Source organism: Caballeronia telluris (assembly GCF_001544495.1).
Taxonomy (GTDB): domain Bacteria; phylum Pseudomonadota; class Gammaproteobacteria; order Burkholderiales; family Burkholderiaceae; genus Caballeronia; species Caballeronia telluris.
Genome location: NZ_FCNZ02000009.1, coordinates 187,644 through 206,321, shown reverse-complemented (window position 1 = coordinate 206,321; position 18,678 = coordinate 187,644). Strand labels below are relative to the sequence as shown.

General features: G+C 64.0%; 20 protein-coding genes. 13 read left to right on the top strand and 7 right to left on the bottom strand.

From position 1 onward, the window contains the following. Positions 1-212: 212 nt before the first annotated feature. Positions 213-1,061 (top strand): tRNA threonylcarbamoyladenosine dehydratase, encoded by an 849-nt coding sequence (locus tag AWB66_RS14150; protein WP_087630898.1) that lies wholly within the window; start codon positions 213-215, stop codon positions 1,059-1,061. Positions 1,062-1,157: 96 nt separating this feature from the next. Here AWB66_RS14150 and trxA read toward each other — a convergent pair whose 3' ends face one another. Further along, a complete protein-coding gene (gene trxA, locus AWB66_RS14145) occupies positions 1,158-2,006 on the bottom strand; it encodes a thioredoxin (RefSeq protein WP_087630897.1) in 849 nt (282 codons plus the stop codon). 86 nt (positions 2,007-2,092) lie between these two features. Then, the gene (locus AWB66_RS14140; protein ID WP_087630896.1) at positions 2,093-2,992 is read right to left on the bottom strand and encodes a pirin family protein; all 900 of its coding nucleotides are present in this window, start codon (positions 2,990-2,992) and stop codon (positions 2,093-2,095) included. A gap of 174 nt (positions 2,993-3,166) precedes the next feature. On the opposite strand from AWB66_RS14140, the gene AWB66_RS14135 reads away from it, so the two are divergent. After that, positions 3,167-3,436: a hypothetical protein gene (locus AWB66_RS14135; protein WP_087630895.1), complete on the top strand. Its 270-nt coding sequence runs from the start codon at positions 3,167-3,169 to the stop codon at positions 3,434-3,436. A gap of 136 nt (positions 3,437-3,572) precedes the next feature. Then, positions 3,573-4,457: an EamA family transporter gene (locus AWB66_RS14130; RefSeq protein ID WP_087630894.1), complete on the top strand. Its 885-nt coding sequence runs from the start codon at positions 3,573-3,575 to the stop codon at positions 4,455-4,457. A gap of 45 nt (positions 4,458-4,502) precedes the next feature. Here AWB66_RS14130 and AWB66_RS14125 read toward each other — a convergent pair whose 3' ends face one another. Both AWB66_RS14125 and tsaE read right to left on the bottom strand, forming a co-directional pair. Then, positions 4,503-6,026 (bottom strand): N-acetylmuramoyl-L-alanine amidase, encoded by a 1,524-nt coding sequence (locus AWB66_RS14125; protein ID WP_087630893.1) that lies wholly within the window; start codon positions 6,024-6,026, stop codon positions 4,503-4,505. Next, a complete protein-coding gene (tsaE, locus tag AWB66_RS14120) occupies positions 6,008-6,565 on the bottom strand; it encodes a tRNA (adenosine(37)-N6)-threonylcarbamoyltransferase complex ATPase subunit type 1 TsaE (protein WP_087630892.1) in 558 nt (185 codons plus the stop codon). The genes AWB66_RS14125 and tsaE overlap by 19 nt, the downstream gene beginning before the upstream one ends. Positions 6,566-6,583: 18 nt before the next feature. On the opposite strand from tsaE, the gene queG reads away from it, so the two are divergent. The 6 genes from queG (at position 6,584) to AWB66_RS14090 (ending at position 11,928) form a co-directional block, all read left to right on the top strand. Beyond that, positions 6,584-7,834, top strand: coding sequence for a tRNA epoxyqueuosine(34) reductase QueG (gene queG / locus AWB66_RS14115; protein WP_087630891.1), 1,251 nt, complete (start codon positions 6,584-6,586; stop codon positions 7,832-7,834). A 7-nt stretch (positions 7,835-7,841) separates the two neighbouring features. Next, a complete protein-coding gene (locus tag AWB66_RS14110) occupies positions 7,842-8,312 on the top strand; it encodes a methylated-DNA--[protein]-cysteine S-methyltransferase (protein ID WP_087630960.1) in 471 nt (156 codons plus the stop codon). Continuing rightward, positions 8,309-9,238 (top strand): site-specific tyrosine recombinase XerD, encoded by a 930-nt coding sequence (gene xerD / locus AWB66_RS14105; protein WP_087630890.1) that lies wholly within the window; start codon positions 8,309-8,311, stop codon positions 9,236-9,238. Before AWB66_RS14110 ends, xerD begins: the two co-directional genes overlap by 4 nt. Positions 9,239-9,335: 97 nt before the next feature. After that, a complete protein-coding gene (gene ybaK, locus AWB66_RS14100; RefSeq protein ID WP_087630959.1) occupies positions 9,336-9,827 on the top strand; it encodes a Cys-tRNA(Pro) deacylase in 492 nt (163 codons plus the stop codon). Between the two features lie 39 nt (positions 9,828-9,866). After that, entirely contained in the window at positions 9,867-10,490 is a 624-nt protein-coding gene (plsY, locus tag AWB66_RS14095; RefSeq protein WP_087630889.1) for a glycerol-3-phosphate 1-O-acyltransferase PlsY, read from the top strand. A gap of 74 nt (positions 10,491-10,564) precedes the next feature. Further along, a protein-coding gene (locus AWB66_RS14090) for an IS3 family transposase (RefSeq protein ID WP_087630958.1) occupies positions 10,565-11,928 on the top strand; the annotation gives its coding sequence in 2 pieces (ribosomal slippage) (positions 10,565-11,027 and positions 11,027-11,928; 1,365 coding nt in all). 62 nt (positions 11,929-11,990) lie between these two features. Here AWB66_RS14090 and AWB66_RS14085 read toward each other — a convergent pair. Beyond that, positions 11,991-12,476 (bottom strand): YajQ family cyclic di-GMP-binding protein, encoded by a 486-nt coding sequence (locus AWB66_RS14085; protein WP_087630957.1) that lies wholly within the window; start codon positions 12,474-12,476, stop codon positions 11,991-11,993. Positions 12,477-12,605: 129 nt separating this feature from the next. Here AWB66_RS14085 and murB point away from each other — a divergent pair, with 129 nt between their 5' ends. Beyond that, positions 12,606-13,622, top strand: a complete 1,017-nt coding sequence (gene murB / locus AWB66_RS14080; protein ID WP_087630888.1) for a UDP-N-acetylmuramate dehydrogenase — start codon at positions 12,606-12,608, stop codon at positions 13,620-13,622. A 66-nt stretch (positions 13,623-13,688) separates the two neighbouring features. Here murB and argF read toward each other — a convergent pair whose 3' ends face one another. Continuing rightward, positions 13,689-14,618: an ornithine carbamoyltransferase gene (gene argF / locus AWB66_RS14075; RefSeq protein WP_087630956.1), complete on the bottom strand. Its 930-nt coding sequence runs from the start codon at positions 14,616-14,618 to the stop codon at positions 13,689-13,691. 495 nt (positions 14,619-15,113) lie between these two features. On the opposite strand from argF, the gene AWB66_RS14065 reads away from it, so the two are divergent. Continuing rightward, on the top strand, positions 15,114-15,446 hold the full coding sequence (locus tag AWB66_RS14065; protein WP_087630886.1) for a DUF3579 domain-containing protein: 333 nt from the start codon (positions 15,114-15,116) through the stop codon (positions 15,444-15,446). 164 nt (positions 15,447-15,610) lie between these two features. Here AWB66_RS14065 and rpsT read toward each other — a convergent pair whose 3' ends face one another. Continuing rightward, positions 15,611-15,889, bottom strand: a complete 279-nt coding sequence (rpsT, locus tag AWB66_RS14060) for a 30S ribosomal protein S20 (RefSeq protein WP_062632653.1) — start codon at positions 15,887-15,889, stop codon at positions 15,611-15,613. 363 nt (positions 15,890-16,252) lie between these two features. Here rpsT and murJ point away from each other — a divergent pair, with 363 nt between their 5' ends. Further along, entirely contained in the window at positions 16,253-17,803 is a 1,551-nt protein-coding gene (gene murJ / locus AWB66_RS14055) for a murein biosynthesis integral membrane protein MurJ (protein ID WP_087630885.1), read from the top strand. Next, positions 17,803-18,648, top strand: a complete 846-nt coding sequence (locus AWB66_RS14050; RefSeq protein ID WP_087630884.1) for a SirB1 family protein — start codon at positions 17,803-17,805, stop codon at positions 18,646-18,648. Before murJ ends, AWB66_RS14050 begins: the two co-directional genes overlap by 1 nt. The last annotated feature ends 30 nt before the right edge of the window (positions 18,649-18,678 follow it).

Sequence of the window (18,678 nt, the reverse complement as noted above, 5' to 3'; positions counted from 1 at the left end):
CGACCATTGTCGCGCGCGCAAAGCCCGGCGTAAATCCAGCGTCAATGTACGAATGGCGAGCCGTCCGCCATGCCGCGAATCCGCGATAAGGCGATGCCTCGGGGCAGCGCGTTTAGAGCAGCGCGTTTAAGGCAGAATACGCAATCCGATAAAAACCTGCAGATAATGCGTGACGCGCCGCGAGCGCACTGCCGCCCATCTTCCGACCTCACATGACCGCGCCATCCGATTCCAAGCTCGATCCCGCCGACGACACCGAAGCGCAGGCCGACCGCGCGCGGCGTTTCGGCGGCGTCGCGCGGCTATATGGCGCACCCGCGCTCGCCGCGTTCGAACGCGCGCACGTCGCGGTGATCGGCATCGGCGGTGTGGGCTCGTGGGCGGCGGAGGCGCTTGCGCGCAGCGCCGTCGGGCGCATCACGCTGATCGACCTGGACAACGTCGCGGAAAGCAACACCAACCGGCAGATCCACGCGCTCGACGGCAACTACGGCAAGGCCAAGGTGACCGCGATGGCCGAGCGCATCCACGCGATCGATCCGGCGTGCGAGGTCCGGCAGGTCGAGGATTTCGTGGAGCCGTCGAATTTCGAGGCGGTGCTCGGCGGCGGCTTCGACTTCGTCATCGACGCGATCGACAGCGTGCGCACCAAGACCGCGCTGATCGCGTGGTGCGTCGAGCGCCGGCAGCCGCTCATCACCGTGGGCGGCGCGGGCGGCCAGCTCGACCCGACGCGCATCCGCATCGACGATCTCGCGCAGACGATCCAGGACCCGCTGCTCTCCAAGGTGCGCGGCCAGTTGCGCAAGCTGCACGGCTTTCCGCGCGGGCCGAAGTCGAAGTTCAAGGTGAACGCCGTCTATTCGGACGAGCCGCTGATCTATCCGGAGGCGCCCGCCTGCGATATCGGCGAAGCGTCCGAGCACCTCGAAACCGCGCCGGGCTACGCGGGGCCGGTCGGTCTGAACTGCGCGGGATTCGGATCGAGCGTGTGCGTGACGGCGAGTTTTGGCTTCGCGGCCGTCGCCTATGTATTGCGCGATCTGGCAAAGCGGGTTTGAAAGCCCGCATAAATAAAAATCGGCCGCCTCGTGAAAGGCGGCCGATTTTTTTTAAAAACCCGGATTTATAAAAATGAAAGCTTTTATCGACGTCGATTAATTGAGCGCCGCGCTCAATTTGCGCCGCCATTGCGCGACCAGTTCCGGCTGATTCGCGGCGAGGTCGAAAACCGACAGCATCGTTTTGCGGCCGACGTCGTCCATGAACGCGCGGTCGCGCAGGACGATCTCGAACAGGTGTTCCAGCGCGCCGCCATAGTCGCGGCCCGCGATCAGCCGGTTCGCGAGCGCGAAGCGCGCGTCGAGATCTTCCGGATTTTTTTGCACCGCTTCGACCAGCGCGTCGGCGGGCGGCAGCGCGGCCGCGGCGTCGGCGGCGTCCAGTTCGGTCTTCAGCGCGTTGTAGCGCGCGTCGATGCCCTGCGTCGTCTTCGGCGACAGCAGCTTGTCTTCCTCGCGCGCCTCGTCGGTGCGGCGCTCGGCGAGCAGCCACTCGATCAGGTCGAGTCGCGCCTCGTCGTAGCCCGGGTCCAGCGCGAGCGCGGCCTTGATCTGGTCGATTGCGCCCGCTTTGTTGCCCGCCGCCCACATTCCGTGCGCGGCGCGGCGCTCGGCGTCGGCGCCGTCCGGGACCAGCTTGTCGAGGAACGCGCGCAACTGGCCTTCCGGCAGCACGCCGACGAACTGGTCGACCGCGTGGCCGTCCGCGAACGCGATGACGTGCGGAATGCTGCGCACCTGAAAGTGGGCGGCAAGCTCCTGATTCTCGTCGACGTTCACCTTCACGAGCTTCCACTTGCCCGCGCCTTCGGCTTCGAGCCGTTCGAGCATCGGACCGAGCGTCTTGCACGGGCCGCACCACGGCGCCCAGAAATCGACGAGCACCGGCGCGAGCGTCGAGGCCGCGATCACATCGTTTTCAAAAGTTGCCAGCGTCGTATCCATGATGTTCTCCTTTCCTTTGCGCTTCGATTGGCGCTCATGTTGGGGCGCGTTGCGCAGTTATCAATTCAGGTCTTCGAATCCGGCTGTCAGGCCTCCGGCGCCTTGTCCTCACGGCGCGGCGGCGGCAGCGGAATGAACTCGGTTTCGCCGGGGACGTGGCCCATGCGTTGCTCGCTCCACGCGCGCTTCGCGGCTTCGATCTTCTCGCGCGAACTCGAGACGAAATTCCATTCGATGAACCGCTTGCCATCGAGCGGCGCGCCGCCGAGCAGCATCGCGATGGCGCCGTTCGCGCTCGCGAGCGTCACGCTCGCGCCCGGCGTTAGCACCGCCATCTCGCGTTCGGCGACCGGCGTGCCGTCGATCGACAGATCGCCTTCCACCAGATACACGCCGCGCTCCTCGTGCTCGGCGTCGAGCGCGATCTCGCCGTCGGCGGCGAAATGCGCGGCGACGTAGAGCGTCGGCGAGAAGGTTTTTGTCGGCGCCGTCTCGCCGAAAGCGCTGCCGGCGATCACGCGCAACGTCACGCCGTCGCGCTTGATCTGCGGCAGGGTCGGGCCCGGATGATGCTCGAACGACGGCTCGACGTCCTCGCTCGCGACCGGCAGCGCCACCCACGTCTGGATGCCGTGCATCGACTGGCCGGACGCGCGTTCCTCGTCGGGCGTGCGCTCGGAATGGACGATGCCGCGTCCGGCCGTCATCCAGTTGACATCGCCGGGGACGATCTTCTGCACCGAGCCGACGCTGTCGCGATGCATGATCGCGCCGTCGAAGAGATAGGTGACGGTGGCAAGCCCGATGTGCGGATGCGGGCGCACGTCCAGGCCTTTGCCGGGCACGAGCGTTGCGGGTCCGATGTGGTCGAAGAAGATGAACGGGCCGATGGTCCGCACGGCGAGCGCGGGCAGCACGCGCCGCACGGTGAGGCCGCCGACATCATGTTGATGCGGCTTGAGCGAGACGTGGATGGTCGAAGACATGGGAGCCGCCGCAATGAGTCCTGGAACTGCCGATTCTACTGGCCGAACCGGAGCGGCGCAGCGTTCGTGACGGATCGTGCCGCGGGCCGAGCCGTCCCGCGAGCGGGTTTCGGTTATCGACGCAGTAACAGTGAGCAAAGAGTGAGTCTCGGCAACCTTGATAGGAGTTTGAAAATGAGCAAGAGCAAGCTTTTGATCGCCATCACCGCAGGACTTTTTGCAGCGACCGGCGCGATCGCGCAGACGTCGTCGGGCAACTCGTCGAATGCGACGGCCGCGCCGACCGCATCGCCGATGCAGGACGACATGTCGTCGGGGACGTCTTCGAAGCACAAGTCGAAGCACCATCACACGAGCAGCCACGGGCCTTCGACCGGCAAGAAGACCCCGGACCAGACGACGGCCGGCGGTGCCGCCGGCACGGAAAACGGCCAGGGCAAGTAGACGGAATCGCGATGGACGGCCGCGGCCGGGCGGCTCCATCGCGTTCCTTTCTCTCCCGCATTTTTACAGGCTCGCTGCAAAGTCCTCCGCTAAACTGGCCGTTTGCGCAACAAGGCCAACAACTACGGAGCCGGGGATGTCGCCCAAGGATTTGCTGCTTGCCTGTATCGTCATTCTCGCGTGGGGCGTGAATTTCGTCGTCATCAAGGTGGGACTGCACGGTGTCCCGCCGATGCTGCTCGGCGCGCTGCGCTTCACGCTCGCCGCCTTTCCGGCGGTGTTCTTCGTCAAGCGGCCCAAGGTGCCGCTGCGCTGGCTGTTCGCTTATGGCTTATCCATATCGCTCGGACAGTTCGCGTTTCTCTTTTACGCGATGTATGTCGGCATGCCGGCGGGACTCGCATCGCTCGTCCTTCAGGCGCAGGCGTTCTTCACGTTGATCTTCGCCGCGATGTTCCTTCGCGAGCGCATTCGGGCGGCGAATCTCGTCGGGCTCGCGATCGCGGCGGGTGGACTCGCGCTGGTCGGCGCGCAGGGCGGCCACGCGATGACTTTCGTCGGCTTTGCGTTGACGCTCGTCGCGTCCGCGATGTGGGGGCTCGGGAATGTCGTCACGAAGCGGATGGGGCAGGTGGACCTGGTATCGCTCGTCGTGTGGGCGAGCCTGATTCCGCCGCTGCCTTTCCTCGCGCTGTCGCTGATATTCGAGGGACCTGAACGGATCGAGGCGAGTCTGCGGTCGATTTCTGCGCTCTCGGTGTTCGCGATTGCGTATCTTGCGTTCGTCGCCACGCTGATCGGCTATAGCCTGTGGGGCAAGTTGCTTGCGCGGTATCCGGCGAGCCAGGTCGCGCCGTTCTCGCTGCTCGTGCCGATCATCGGGCTCGCTTCGGCGGCCGTTCTGCTGGGCGAGGCCTTGACGCCCATGCAGATCGCGGGCGCGGCGCTCGTCATGGCAGGCCTCGTCGTGAACGTATTTGGCGGGCGGATCGTGCAGCGATTTTTTGCCGCGACGCAGTGAGCGGGGGCGGGCGCCTGCGCGCCCGCCCGAAAGCCCGGGTCTTGCTCAGGTCATGCGACTCTTGGCGAGCGGCGGATTCGCCGCGAAATACCGCTTGATTCCTTTGAGGATCGCGTTCGCCATCTTCTCGCGATAGGCGTCGTCGTTGAGCCGCGCTTCCTCGTCCGGATTGCTGATGAAGGCGGTTTCGACAAGAATCGAAGGAATGTCGGGCGCTTTGAGCACCGCGAACCCCGCCTGCTCCACCGACCCCTTGTGCAGCTTGTTGATGCCGCCGATCTCGTTCAGCACGAAATTGCCATAGCGCATCGAATCGCGAATCTGCGCCGTCGTCGACATATCGAACAGCGCGCGATTGACGCTCACATCCTGCGAGCGCACGTTGATCCCGCCGACCGAATCCGACTCGTTCTCCTTGTTCGCCAACCACCGCGCGGCGGCGCTCGACGCGCCATGATCCGACAGCGCGAACACCGACGAGCCCCGCGCCTCCGGAGACGTGAATGCATCGGCGTGAATCGACACGAACAGGTCCGCCTCGACTCGCCGCGCCTTCTGCACGCGCACGTTGAGCGGCACGAAGAAATCGGCGTCGCGCGTCATCATCGCGCGCATGTTCGGCTGGGCGTCGATCTTCGCGCGCAGTTTCTTCGCGATGTCGAGCGCGATGTGCTTCTCGTAGGTTCCGCCGCCGCCGATCGCGCCCGGGTCCTCGCCGCCATGCCCCGGATCGATCGCGACGGTCAGAAGGCGCGTCGTCGCGGATTTGCTTTTCTGCTTCGGCGTGGAAAAGGCGTAGGTATCGTCGTCGCTGTCGTTCTTTGTTGCGACGGGCGGTGCGAGCGGAACGGCCGGCTTCACCGACGGTCTCGGCGCCGGCACGACCGGGGCGGCCGGGCGCGGCGGGTCGGTGTTGTCCGCGTACTTCTGGAAGAAATCGTCGGGGTTGTCGGGCGCGGGCGAGCGCTGCGGCTGCGTGGGGCCGCTCAGCGTGGCAGGCGGCGGCGCGGGATTCGGGTTCGACTTGTCGAACGCCTCCTGCTTGTGCTCGGACTGCGCGAGCAGTTCCATCAGCGGATCGGGCGCGACCGCCGGATACAGGTCGAACACGAGCCGGTACTTGTAGCTGCCGATCGGCGTCAACGTGAAAACCTGCGGCTTCACCGAGCCCTTCAGGTCGAACACCATGCGCACGACATGCGGCTGATATTGACCGATGCGCACGGCCTGGATCTGCGGATCGTTCGGCGTGATCTTGGAGACGAGGTCCTTCAGTTCCTGGTCGAGATCGAGACCGTTCAGATCGACGACGAGCCGGTCCGGCCCTTGCAACAATTGCTGGTTGTTCGCGAGCGGCTGGTCGGATTCGATGGTGACGCGCGTGTAATCGCGCGCCGGCCACACGCGCACGCCGAGCACGGAACTCGCGTGTGCGAGACGCGGAGCGACGAGCGCGAGCGCGATCGTCGAGACGCCCGCGCGCAGCACCTGACGGCGTTTCCAGTTGTGCGAGGCAGTGGCCGTCGATTCGATCGAACGGAACGGCTTGATCAACATCTTTCGAGACATGTCTTTCCTGTTTCGCTAAACGCCCGCGCAATCAGAACGCGGCCTTCTCCCTCGATATCCAGCGCGAACTCGAGATCGGGCACGCCGAGCAGACCGCCTGCCTGCTGCGGCCATTCGACGAGACAGACCGCGCCGCGGTCGAAATATTCGCGAAAGCCGGCATCGGCCCATTCGGCGGGATCGGCGAAGCGGTAGAGATCGAAGTGATAGACATCGAGCGGGCCCGCCTTCGTTTCGAGCGAATAAGGCTCGACGAGCGTGTAGGTCGGGCTGCGCACGCGTCCGTGGTGGCCGAGCGCGCGCAACGTCGCGCGCACGAGCGTGGTCTTTCCCGCGCCGAGGTCGCCAGTCAACTGGACCTGCAGGCCGGTGAAACGTTCGTTATCTGGATTGGAAGCTAGAGCGTGGCGGACAGCGTCGAGCGCCTGCGCGAAGCGTGAGCCGAAGGCGAGCGTCGCGTCTTCGTCCGGCAGTTCGAAGCGGCGTTCGAATAGCGCGGGGGGAAGAGGATGCGTCGATCGTGCTTGGGCTGCGGGCATTGCTCGTAAAATGTCGTGATGAACCGATTGCCGGAACACTCCACTGAAGTCGCGGCCGCGTCCGGGAACGCCGCCGATGACGCGCGCGTCTTCGATATCCGCGATGAAGCCGCGCTGGCGGAACTCGCGCAACGCATCAAGGCGTGGGGTCGCGAGCTGGGGTTCGGTGCCGTCGGCATCAGCGATGCCGACCTGACGGATGCCGAGAAGGGCCTAGCCTCATGGCTCGAAGCAGGCTATCACGGCGAAATGGATTATATGGCGAAACATGGCATGAAACGCGCAAGGCCGGCCGAGCTTGTGGCCGGCACGCGACGCGTCATCACGGCCCGCATCGCGTATTTGCCGGCTTCGACGCTCGAATCCGCCGGCGACGAAAGCGTCATGACAGTGGATGGTCAACGCAACGACTGGCGCGCTGTAGAGTGGTCGCGGCTCGCCGATCCGGCCGCGGCCGTCGTGTCGATCTACGCTCGCGGACGCGATTATCACAAGGTCATGCGCAACCGGCTGCAGCAACTGGCGGAGCGCATCGAGGCGGAAATCGGGCGCTTCGGCTATCGCGCGTTCACCGATTCGGCGCCGGTGCTCGAAGTCGAACTGGCGCAGAAGGCGGGCGTCGGCTGGCGCGGGAAGCATACGCTGCTGCTCCAGCGCGACGCCGGTTCGCTCTTTTTTCTCGGCGAGATCTACGTCGACATTCCGCTGCCGACGGATGCCGAAACGCATCCGTCGAGCGCGCCCGAGCACGAAGGCGCCCACTGCGGTCAGTGCACGCGATGCATCGCGGCGTGTCCGACCGGCGCGATCGTCGCGCCGTATCGCGTGGATGCGCGGCGCTGCATTTCGTACCTGACGATCGAGTTGGCGGGCAGCATCCCCGAGGACCTGCGCCCGCTGATCGGCAACCGCGTGTACGGCTGCGACGACTGCCAGCTCGTGTGTCCGTGGAACAAGTTCGCGCAGGCCGCGCCAGTCGCGGATTTCGACGTGCGCCACGGGCTGAACGAGGCATCGCTCGTCGATCTGTTCCGCTGGAGCGCCGCCGATTTCGATGTCAGGATGCAGGGCAGCGCGATCCGGCGCATCGGTTACGAGCGGTGGTCGCGCAATATCGCGGTGGCGATGGGCAATGCGTTGCGCGCGAAGCTGGAACCCGCGCTGCGCGCCGAGATTGTCGACGCGCTGCGTTCGCGCGCGGACGATGCGTCGGCGCTCGTGCGCGAGCATGTCGAGTGGGCATTGCGCGGGGCGGCGATCGAGGCGTGATGCGATGATGTTCAACGCGATAATCGATGCGCCGTTCGGCAAGATCGGCATCCGGACCGAGGCTTCGCTCGTGCGCGAGATCGTCTACCTGCCGGCGTCGACGGCCGGTTTCGCGCCGGATACGCCGCTCGCCCGCGAGGCTGCCGCGCAGATTCACCGTTATTTCGAAGAGGCCTCGATGCATTTCGACCTTCCGCTCGCGTCGCGCGGGACCGCGTTCCAGCGGCGCGTGTGGCGCGCGATCAGCCGTATCCCGCCCGGCGAAGTCTGGACCTACGGCCAGCTCGCGCAATCGATCGACAGCGTGCCGCGCGCGGTCGGGCAGGCGTGCGGGTCGAATCCGCTGCCGATCGTCGTGCCGTGCCATCGCGTGGTGGGATCGAACGGGCTCGGCGGATTCGCGCATCATGCGGGCCAGAATTTTTTCACCGACATCAAGCGCTGGCTGCTGGCGCACGAAGGCGTCAAGATCGCATGAGCACCGAACTCACCGAAGCCACGCAGACTCCGGAATTCACCGCGAGCAACGCATCGATCGATCTCTTTTGCGACGCGCTCTGGCTGGAGCACGGCCTCGCGAAAAACACGCTCGAAGCCTACCGGCGCGATCTCACGCTCTTCGGCGACTGGCTCGCGAAGACACGCGGCGGCTCGATCGACAGCGCGACCGAAGCCGACCTGAACCGCTATATGGCCGTGCGCCGCGGCGACAAGGCGACGTCCGCGAACCGGCGGCTTTCCGTGTTTCGCCGCTACTACGGCTGGGCGTTGCGCGAACACCGCGCCGCCGCCGATCCGACGCTCAAGCTGCGCTCCGCGAAGCAGCCGCCGCGTTTTCCGAAGACGCTCAACGAATCGCAAGTCGAAGCGCTGCTGCATGCGCCGGACATCGAGACACCGCTTGGCCTGCGCGATCGCACGATGCTCGAACTGATGTACGCAAGCGGCCTGCGGGTGACCGAACTCGTCACGCTGAAGACCGTCGAGATCAGCCTGAACGACGGCGTGCTGCGCGTGATGGGCAAGGGCTCGAAGGAGCGGCTCGTGCCGTTCGGCGAAACCGCGCACGGCTGGATCGACCGCTACCTGCGCGAGTCGCGACCCGCACTGCTCGGCGCGCGTGCCGCCGATGCGCTCTTCGTCACCGGGCGCGGCGAGGGCATGACGCGCCAGCAGTTCTGGAACATCATCAAGCGCCATGCGTTGACGGGCGGCGTGAACGCGCCGCTTTCGCCGCACACGCTGCGGCACGCGTTCGCGACGCATCTGCTCAATCACGGCGCGGACCTGCGCGTCGTGCAGTTGCTCCTCGGTCACTCGGACATCTCCACGACGCAAATCTATACACACGTCGCGCGGGAGCGGCTGAAGACGCTTCATCAGCAGCATCATCCGCGCGGCTAGACGACCCTTTCGAACGATCGTGCCACGCACGCGATGACGCGCGCAATAGGCCGTTCGGCCGATGGTGGAGGGCAATCGCCGCCGCTACAATGCGCACATGTCCAAAGCGAAACACGTGTCCGAAACGCCCGCGACGCAGTTCCTGCGCCGCAACAAGGTCGAATTCGGCGAGCATCCGTATGACTATGTCGAGCACGGCGGCACCGAGGAATCGGCGCGGCAACTCGGCGTCGACGAACATCGCGTCGTCAAGACGCTCGTGATGGAAGACGAGCACTCGAAGCCGCTCATCGTGCTGATGCACGGCGACCGCACCGTCTCGACGAAAAACCTGGCGCGGCAGACGGGCGCGAAGCGCATCGAGCCGTGCAAGCCGGAAGTCGCGAACCGGCACAGCGGGTTTCTGGTCGGCGGCACGTCGCCGTTCGGAACGAAAAAGGCGATGCCGGTGTACGTCGAATCGAGCATCCTCGACCTCGACACGATCTACCTGAACGGCGGGCGGCGCGGCTATCTCGTGAGCATCAGGCCGTCGGTGCTGACCGAGCTATTGCGCGCGAAACCCGTGCAGTGCGCGAGCGTCGATTAAAATGCGCGCCACTCCCGCCTTGTTGAATGAGCTGAACCCATGAACAATCTGATCGTCGCGCTCGCGGCTTACCTGATCGGCTCGATTTCGTTTGCCGTCGTCGTGAGCCGCGTGATGGGTCTCGCCGATCCGCGCTCCTACGGCTCCGGCAACCCCGGCGCGACCAACGTGCTGCGCACCGGCAACAAGCTCGCGGCCGTCCTGACACTTCTCGGCGATGCGTTCAAGGGCTGGCTGCCGGTATGGCTCGTCGTGCATTTCGGCGCGCGTTTCGGCCTCGACTCGACGGCCATCGCGCTCGCGGCGATCGCCGTGTTTCTCGGCCACCTGTACCCGGTCTTCTTCCGGTTCCAGGGCGGCAAGGGCGTGGCGACGGCGGCCGGCGTGCTGCTCGCGATCCATCCCGCGCTCGGGCTCGCCACCTTGTTGACGTGGCTCATCATCGCGTTTTTCTTCCGCTATTCGTCGCTCGCCGCGCTCGTCGCGGCCGTGTTCGCGCCGTTCTTCCAGGTGTTTTTGTTCGGGCCGAGCCGCATTTCGCTCGCGGTCGCCGCAATGAGCGCGCTGTTGATCTGGCGCCATCGCGGCAATATCAAGAAGCTGCTCAACGGGCAGGAAAGCCGCATCGGTGACAAGAAGCGGGCCGCGCAGGCGGGGCAATAAGCAAAAGAAAAGCCGCCCGGAGGTGAACTGCACCCCAAAAGTTGGACACTGATCCAACCTTTGGGGTGTTTTTCATGGCGAAGTACAGTGAGCAGTTAAAGCTTGAATTGGTGAAGCAGTATCTGGCGGGCGGCGTCGGGACGCGCAGGCTTGCTGATCGGCACGGCGTGAGTCGCGCGGATTTGCAGCGCTGGGTGGCGACGTATGAGCATCATGGCCGTGACGGATTGCGCAAGAAATACCATCACTATGATGCGCAGTTTAGAATGTCGGTCCTCACTCGCATGTGGAAAAAGGAGCTGTCGTATCGGCAGGTGGCCGCGGTGTTCGACATTCGCAGCCCGAGCTGCATCGCGAAATGGGAACGCCAGTATCATGATGGCGGTATCGACGCTCTGGCGCCTCGTCGTCGAGGCCGCCGCAAAACCATGACCCAGCCAGCACCCGACAAGCCGACCGAAGAGCGTGCGCCAGATGAACGCACGCGTGAGCAGTTGCTCAAGGAAAACGAGTACTTGCGCGCGGAGGTGGCGTACCTAAAAAAGCTCGATGCCCTGCTTCAGGGGAACAAGCAGGGCGCGCCAAAGAAAAAGCGCAAATAGTGCAGGATCTCAGACAGCACCACCCGGTGCCGGCGTTGCTCAAGGCGGCGGGTCTGGCGCGCAGCACGTTCTACTACCAGTTGAAGGTGATGGGCGCCGGCGACCGGCACAAGGACCTCAAGTCCAGGATCAAGGCGGTGTATGAACGCCACAAGGGCCGGTATGGCTATCGGCGTATCACGGCGGCGATCCGGCAGATGGGCCAGACGGTCAACCGCAAGAAGGTGCAACGTCTGATGGGCGAGCTGCAACTGAAGTCGGTGGTGTGGGTGAAGAAATACCGCGCCTGGCGCGGCGAAGTCGGGCGTATTGCGTCGAACCTGCTGAAACGGGAGTTCAGCGCGCAGCAGCCCAATCAGAAGTGGGTCACGGACGTGACGGAGTTCAACGTGCTGGGGCAGAAACTGTATCTCTCACCGGTCATGGATCTGTACAACGGCGAGATCGTGGCCTATCAGATGAACACGCGCCCGGTCTTCGAACTGGTTGGCGGCATGCTCAGGAAAGCGTTGGCAAAACTAGGCGCTCAGGACAGGCCGATGCTGCATTCGGATCAGGGCTGGCAGTACCAGATGCCGGCTTACCGAAGGCTGCTGGATCAACACGGTCTGACGCAGAGCATGTCGCGCAAGGCAAACTGCTACGACAATGCGGCAATGGAAAGCTTCTTCGGCACGCTCAAGTCAGAGTTCTTCCGCCTGAACCGGTTTGACAGCGTCGAGGCGCTCAAGGCAGGCATCAGACAGTACATCCACTACTACAACCACAAACGCATCAAGCTCAAGCTAAACGGGCTGAGTCCCGTGATGTACAGGACTCAGCCCTCGCGGCCCTAGCCGAAAACTGTCCAACTTTGCGGGGTCAGTTCAAGGCGGCTTCTTCATGCGCGGCGCAGGCCTCAGTCGCGGAAATTATTGAAGTCGAGCGGGGTGTCCGTCACGTCCTTCTTCAGCATCGCGATCGTGCTTTGCAGGTCGTCGCGCTTCGTGCCGGAGACGCGCACCGCATCGCCCTGAATGCTCGCCTGCACCTTGATCTTGCTGTCCTTCACGAGCTTGACGATCTTCTTCGCGAGGTCGCCCGTCACGCCTTTCTTGATCTCGACGACCTGTTTCACCTTGTCGCCGCCGATCTTCTCGATTTTCTTGTAGTCGAGAAAACGCACGTCGACGTTGCGCTTCGCCATTTTGGACAGCAACACGTCCTTCACCTGACCGAGCTTGAAGTCGTCGTCGGCGTAGAGCGTCAGTTCGCGCTCCTTCTGCTCGACGCGCGCGTCGGAACCCTTGAAGTCGAAGCGCGTGGAAATTTCCTTGTTCGACTGCTCGATCGAGTTCTTCACCTCGATCATGTTTGCTTCGCTGACGACGTCAAACGATGGCATCTGCATTCCCCTTCGTTGAGGCGAGGCGCGGAAACGCACCCGCGCACTCGCTATAATCACGGACCATCGCCATTCTACCGATGCGTCCCGCTTTGCCCAAGGACGCCTCTTCTCCGCACGCGGTTTTTCATGCTCCCGTCCCTCGTCGACCACTACTCGCTTCGTTCGCACAACACGTTCGGCTTCGACGTGAGCGCGCGTTACGCGATGAAACTCGAAAGCGAAGCGCAAGTCGCGGCGCTCGCGCGCGACGAACGCATCGCGAACCTGGCGCGGCTCGTGCTCGGCGGCGGCAGCAACGTCGTGCTGACGCGCGACTTCGACGGCGTCGCGTTCCTGGTCGGCATTCCGGGCAAGCGCGTGATCGGCGAAGACGGCGACGCGTATCTCGTCGAAGCCGGCGCGGGCGAGAACTGGCACGACTTCGTCGCGTGGACGCTCGCCCAGGGCATGCCCGGGCTCGAAAATCTCGCGCTGATTCCGGGCACGGTGGGCGCCGCGCCGATCCAGAACATCGGCGCGTATGGGCTCGAAATGGGCGAGCGCTTCGAGCGTCTGCGAGCAATCGAACTGGCGACAGGCGTTGCGCACGACTTCGACCGCGACGCGTGCGCATTCGGTTATCGCGACAGCTTTTTCAAGCGGGCCGGACGCGGGCGGTTCGTGATCACGTCGGTGGTGTTCCGGCTTTCAAAAGCGTGGACGCCGCGCGCGGATTACGCGGACGTCGCGCGCGCGCTCGAAGGCTCGGGCAAGCGCGATGCGCAGGCCATCTTCGATGCGGTCGTCGCGGTGCGGCGGGCGAAACTGCCCGACTGGACCGTGCTCGGCAACGCGGGCAGTTTCTTCAAGAATCCGGTGGTGAGCGCCGAGGCGTTCGAAACCCTCCGGTCACGCGAACCCGGCGTCGTTTCGTACCGCCAGCCGGATGGATCGGCGAAACTCGCAGCGGGATGGTTGATCGACCGCTGCGGCTGGAAAGGGCGCTCGATCGGCGGCGCGGCGGTGCACGACCGGCAGGCGCTCGTGCTCGTCAATCGCGGCGGCGCGACCGGGGCGCAAGTACTGGAACTCGCGGCCGCAATCAGACGCGATGTCCTCGCGCGCTTCGACGTCGAACTGGAAGCCGAGCCGGTCTGTCTCTGAAGCGCTGCGCCAAAAGGTCAAGACCCGCCGTTGCCGGCGGGTTTTGACGTTGAAGCTCGCGTCGAATCAGTGATTAAGCTTTCCGAGCAGCAGGTACTCCATGAGCGCCTTTTGCACGTGCAGACGGTTTTCCGCCTCGTCCCAGACGACGCTCTGCGGACCGTCGATCACTTCCGCGCTCACTTCCTCGCCGCGATGCGCGGGCAGGCAGTGCATGAAAAGCGCGTCCGGATTGGCGCGCGCCATCATTTCGGCATCGACGCACCAGTCGGCGAACGCCTTCTTGCGCGCCTCGTTCTCGGCCTCGAAACCCATGCTGGTCCATACGTCCGTCGTGACGAGGTCGGCGCCGGCGCAGGCGTCGTTCGGATCGTCGAATTCCTCGTAGAACGGCGCGCTTTCGTCCGGGACGAGCGCTCGGTCGAGCTTGTAGCCCGGCGGCGTCGAGAGCCGCAGCTTGAAACCGAGAATCTGTGCCGCCTCGATCCACGTGTAGAGCATGTTGTTGGCGTCGCCGACCCACGCGACCGTCTTGCCGTGGATCGGCCCGCGATGCTCGTAGTACGTGAAGATGTCGGCGAGCACCTGACACGGGTGATATTCGTTCGTCAGACCGTTGATCACCGGCACGCGCGAATTCTCGGCGAAACGCTGGATGATCTCCTGCCCGAACGTGCGGATCATGATGATGTCGACCATCCGCGAGACGACCTGCGCCGCGTCCTCGATCGGCTCGCCGCGACCGAGCTGCGTGTCGCGCGTGCTGAGAAACACCGCGTGGCCGCCGAGCTGGAAGATGCCGGCTTCGAACGAAAGACGCGTGCGCGTCGAATTCTTTTCGAAGATCATCGCAAGCGTGCGGTCGTGCAGCGGATGATAGGTCTCGTAGCTCTTGAACTTGCGCTTCAGGATGCGCGCGCGTTCGAGGACGTAGTCGTAATCGTCGAGCGAGAAATCCTTGAACTGCAGATAGTGGCGAATTTTTTTGGAGGTCATGAAACGCATACGGCGGCTTCGACCCGGCCCGGAATGAGCCGGACGGCGCCGCCGTCGTTGGTGGTATCACATTTGAGCATAAAGGATTTCGCCCTGTTTGACGAGTTGGCCAAAACGCGCAGAACCGCGCCGCAGGGCGCGAGAGCAGGGCATCCGGCCGTTTGGGTGCACTGCGGAAAGAAGGCCGCTGCTGTATAATTGCGCTGGTTTTTTCAACACATCACTGACATTTCGCAGCTTCCAACGCGTGTTCGCGGCGCAGGTTCGACTGGCCGAAACGCGCGATCCAATGCGCATGACGCGCACGCTTTTTCAGATGCAGCGTCGCGCCGGATGTCCGAAGCGGGTCCGGCCGAGACCACGAGCCCGGAACCGACAGAACCACGAAAGGCCGTATCCGATGAAACCGCATCGGCAGCGCCCGCCGACGCGGTTTGTGCATGATGCGTGCGTGTTCGCCGGCGTGCCAGCCGGCCGTCAAACAGGTATTCCTACATGGCCGAAGCAACCCCAACCGAGTACTTCATTCAAGGCGTGACCAAGAGCGGAAAGACCTTTCGCCCGAGCGACTGGTCGGAGCGACTGTGCGGCGTGATGTCGGCGTTCGGGCCGGGGGCGAGGGGACCGAATGCGCGCCTGCAATATTCGTCGTATGTCCGTCCGACGATGCTCGGCAACGTGAAGACGGTGATCCTCGACTCGCGCCTGCGCGACGTCGAACCGATGGCATTCGATTTCGTGATGAACTTCGCGAAGGACAACGATCTGGTGGTCACCGAAGCGTGCGAACTGCCGCCGCATCACGGCACGCAGACGAATCAGCGCTGAACGGTTCAAGGCGCGCTGTCGACGACAAAAAAGCCCGCGAAAGCGGGCTTTTTCGATGCTGCGACAGCGGAAACAGGAAGCAGCGGCCGGCTGAATCGCGCGAACGCCGGAAGTGCGCAGAGAATGCGCGCCCGGCGGCGGATACAGCCGGCAGCGAGCCGGAATTACTGGGCTGCGGGAGCTTGCAGACCCTTGATGGCTGCAGCCAGGCGGCTCTTATGGCGAGCGGCCTTGTTCTTGTGAACGATTTTCTTGTCGGCGATGATGTCGATCGTCTTCGACGACGACTTGAAGATTTCAGCAGCCTTGGCTTGATCGCCGGCGTCGATCGCCTTGCGAACTGCCTTGATGGCGGTGCGGAACTTCGAGCGCAGTGCCGAGTTGTGCGAGTTTGCTTTGGCGGCCTGACGGGCGCGCTTGCGAGCTTGTGCGGTATTTGCCATGACGGTTCCTTATCCTGTTCCAGCTGTTTACTTGTGTCAGCGAGTGTTCACCCCGCTCGCTACTGCTCTGGCCGTGGACCAGACGAGAGTGCGAAGGTGGCTTCCTACGCGCTGCTTTGATCGGAACTCCCGGGAACGATTGCCCAAGAGCGCAAAAATCGTGGAAAAAACACGTGAAGCTGCCTTTGCGGAGCTTCGAAACCGACGAGTATAGCAAGCAACCACAAGATGTGACAAGCGCCGATTCGAGCCGCGTACCGCACGGGTGCCTGAGGCCTCGTAGGGCGGGCCGGCGGCGCCGCTCCCGTCTTTGTGCGGAGCCGATCTGAGACCGGCACGCGCCGCCCGTATAATAAGCGCCCCATGAATCTATTCCGCGCCCTTTTGACGGTCAGCGGCTTCACGCTGCTGTCGCGCGTGACCGGGCTGGTCCGCGAAACGCTGATCGCCCGAGCCTTCGGCGCGAGCCAGTTCACCGACGCCTTTTACGTCGCCTTCCGAATACCGAACCTGCTGCGGCGTCTGTCCGCGGAAGGCGCGTTCGCGCAGGCGTTCGTGCCGATCCTCGCGGAGTTCAAGAATACCGAAGGGCACGACCCGACCAAGGCGCTCGTCGACGCGATGTCCACCGTGCTCGCCTGGAGCCTCGCCGTGCTCTCGCTCGCGGGCGCGGCGGGCGCGTCGTGGGTGGTGTTCGCGGTGGCGTCGGGGCTGAAGCACGACGGCCAGGCTTACGTGCTCGCCGTCTCGATGACGCGGATCATGTTCCCCTACATCATCTTGATCTCGCTGACGACGCTCGCGTCCGGCGTGCTCAACACCTACAAGCAGTTTTCGCTGCCGGCGTTCGCGCCGGTGCTGCTGAACGTCTCGTTCATCGGCGCGGCCGTGTTCGTCGCGCCGCACCTGAAAGTGCCGGTGTTCGCGCTCGCATACGCGGTGATCGTCGGCGGGGTTTTGCAGTTTCTCGTGCAGCTGCCGGGGCTCAAGAAAATCGACATGATCCCGCGCATCGGGCTCAATTTCTTTCGCGCGCTGCGGCATCCCGGCGTGAAGCGCGTACTCCTCAAGATGGTCCCGGCGACCTTCGCCGTCTCCGTCGGCCAGTTGAGCCTCATCATCAATACGAATATCGCCTCGCAGATCGGGCAAGGCGCCGTCTCGTGGATCAATTACGCTGACCGCCTGATGGAATTCCCGACCGCGCTCCTCGGCGCCGCGCTCGGCACGATCCTGCTGCCGAGCCTCTCGAAAGCGCACGTCGACGCCGATCCCGTCGAATATTCCGCGCTCCTCGACTGGGGTCTGCGCATCACGTTCCTGCTGGCCGCGCCGAGCGCCGTCGCGCTGTTCTTCTTCGCGGAGCCGCTCACCGCGACGCTTTTCCACTACGGCAAGTTCGACGCGCACTCCGTCGTGATGGTCGGCCGGGCGCTCTCGGCGTATGGCATCGGGCTGATCGGCCTGATCCTCATCAAGATTCTCGCGCCCGGCTTCTACGCGAAACAGGACATCAAGACGCCGGTGAAGATCGCGGTCGGTGTGCTGGTGATGACGCAGGTCAGCAATTACATTTTCGTGCCGATTTTTTCGCACGCGGGCCTGACACTTTCGATCGGTCTCGGCGCGCTCGCCAACGCGCTCTTGTTGTTCCTCGGCTTGCGCAGGCGCGGAATCTATCAGCCGTCGGCGGGCTGGACGCGCTTTTTCGTGCAACTGCTGGGCGCGTGTCTCGTGCTCGCGGGCGTGATGCACTGGGTGTCGGCGAACTTCGACTGGATCGGCATGGGCGCGACGCCGCTCGCACGAATTGTGCTGCTCGGAGCGAGCCTGGTTATCTTCGCCGCGCTATATTTCGGTATGCTCTCCGCGATGGGCTTTAAATACGCGTATTTCCGAAGGCGAACGCTCTGATGACGACAACGCGCATCCTCGACTATTTCAGCTCGCTCGTGGCGGAAGACGAAACGCTGCCGCTCACGGAGTCGGCTTTGTCGCTGGCGCAGGACGCCTATCCCGATCTCGACTTGCAGGGCGTGCTCGCCGAAGTCGATGAACTCGTCCTGCGGGTGCGCCGCCGCATGCCCGAGGACGCCGACATCAAGCAGAAAGTCGGCGTGCTGAATCGTTATTTCTTCCGCGAACTCGGTTTCACGAGCAACCTCAACGACTATTACGATCCGGACAACAGCCATCTGAACGTCGTGCTGAAGCGCCGGCGCGGCATCCCGATTTCGCTCGCGGTGATCTATCTGGAGATGGCCGAGCAGCTCGGCATTCCGGTGCGCGGCGTGTCGTTTCCGGGACACTTCCTGCTGCGCGTCAGCGCGCCCGACGGCGACGTGATGCTCGATCCGACCACGGGCCACTATCTGTCCGAATCGCAGATGGTGGAGATGCTGGAGCCGTATGTGCAGCGCGTCGGCGAATCGCTCGGGAGCGCGCTGCGCGTGCTGCTGCAACCGGCGACACGCCGTGAAATCGTCGCGCGGATGCTGCGCAACCTGAAGAGCGTCTATCTGCAAACGGAGCGCTGGCAGCGGCTGCTCGCCGTCCAGCAGCGGCTCGTGATTCTGCTGCCCGAGAACATCGAGGAAGTGCGCGATCGCGGTTTCGCGTACGCGCGGCTCGATTACCTGCGCCCGGCGCTGGAAGATTTGCAACGCTATCTCGAAGACCGGCCCGAGGCGGAAGACGCGACCGTCGTCGAAACGGAATTGCACGAGCTCCGGCAGCGCACCCAGCACGACGGCGATTGAAGCGCTCTTGCAGCGAGAACGAAGACGGCG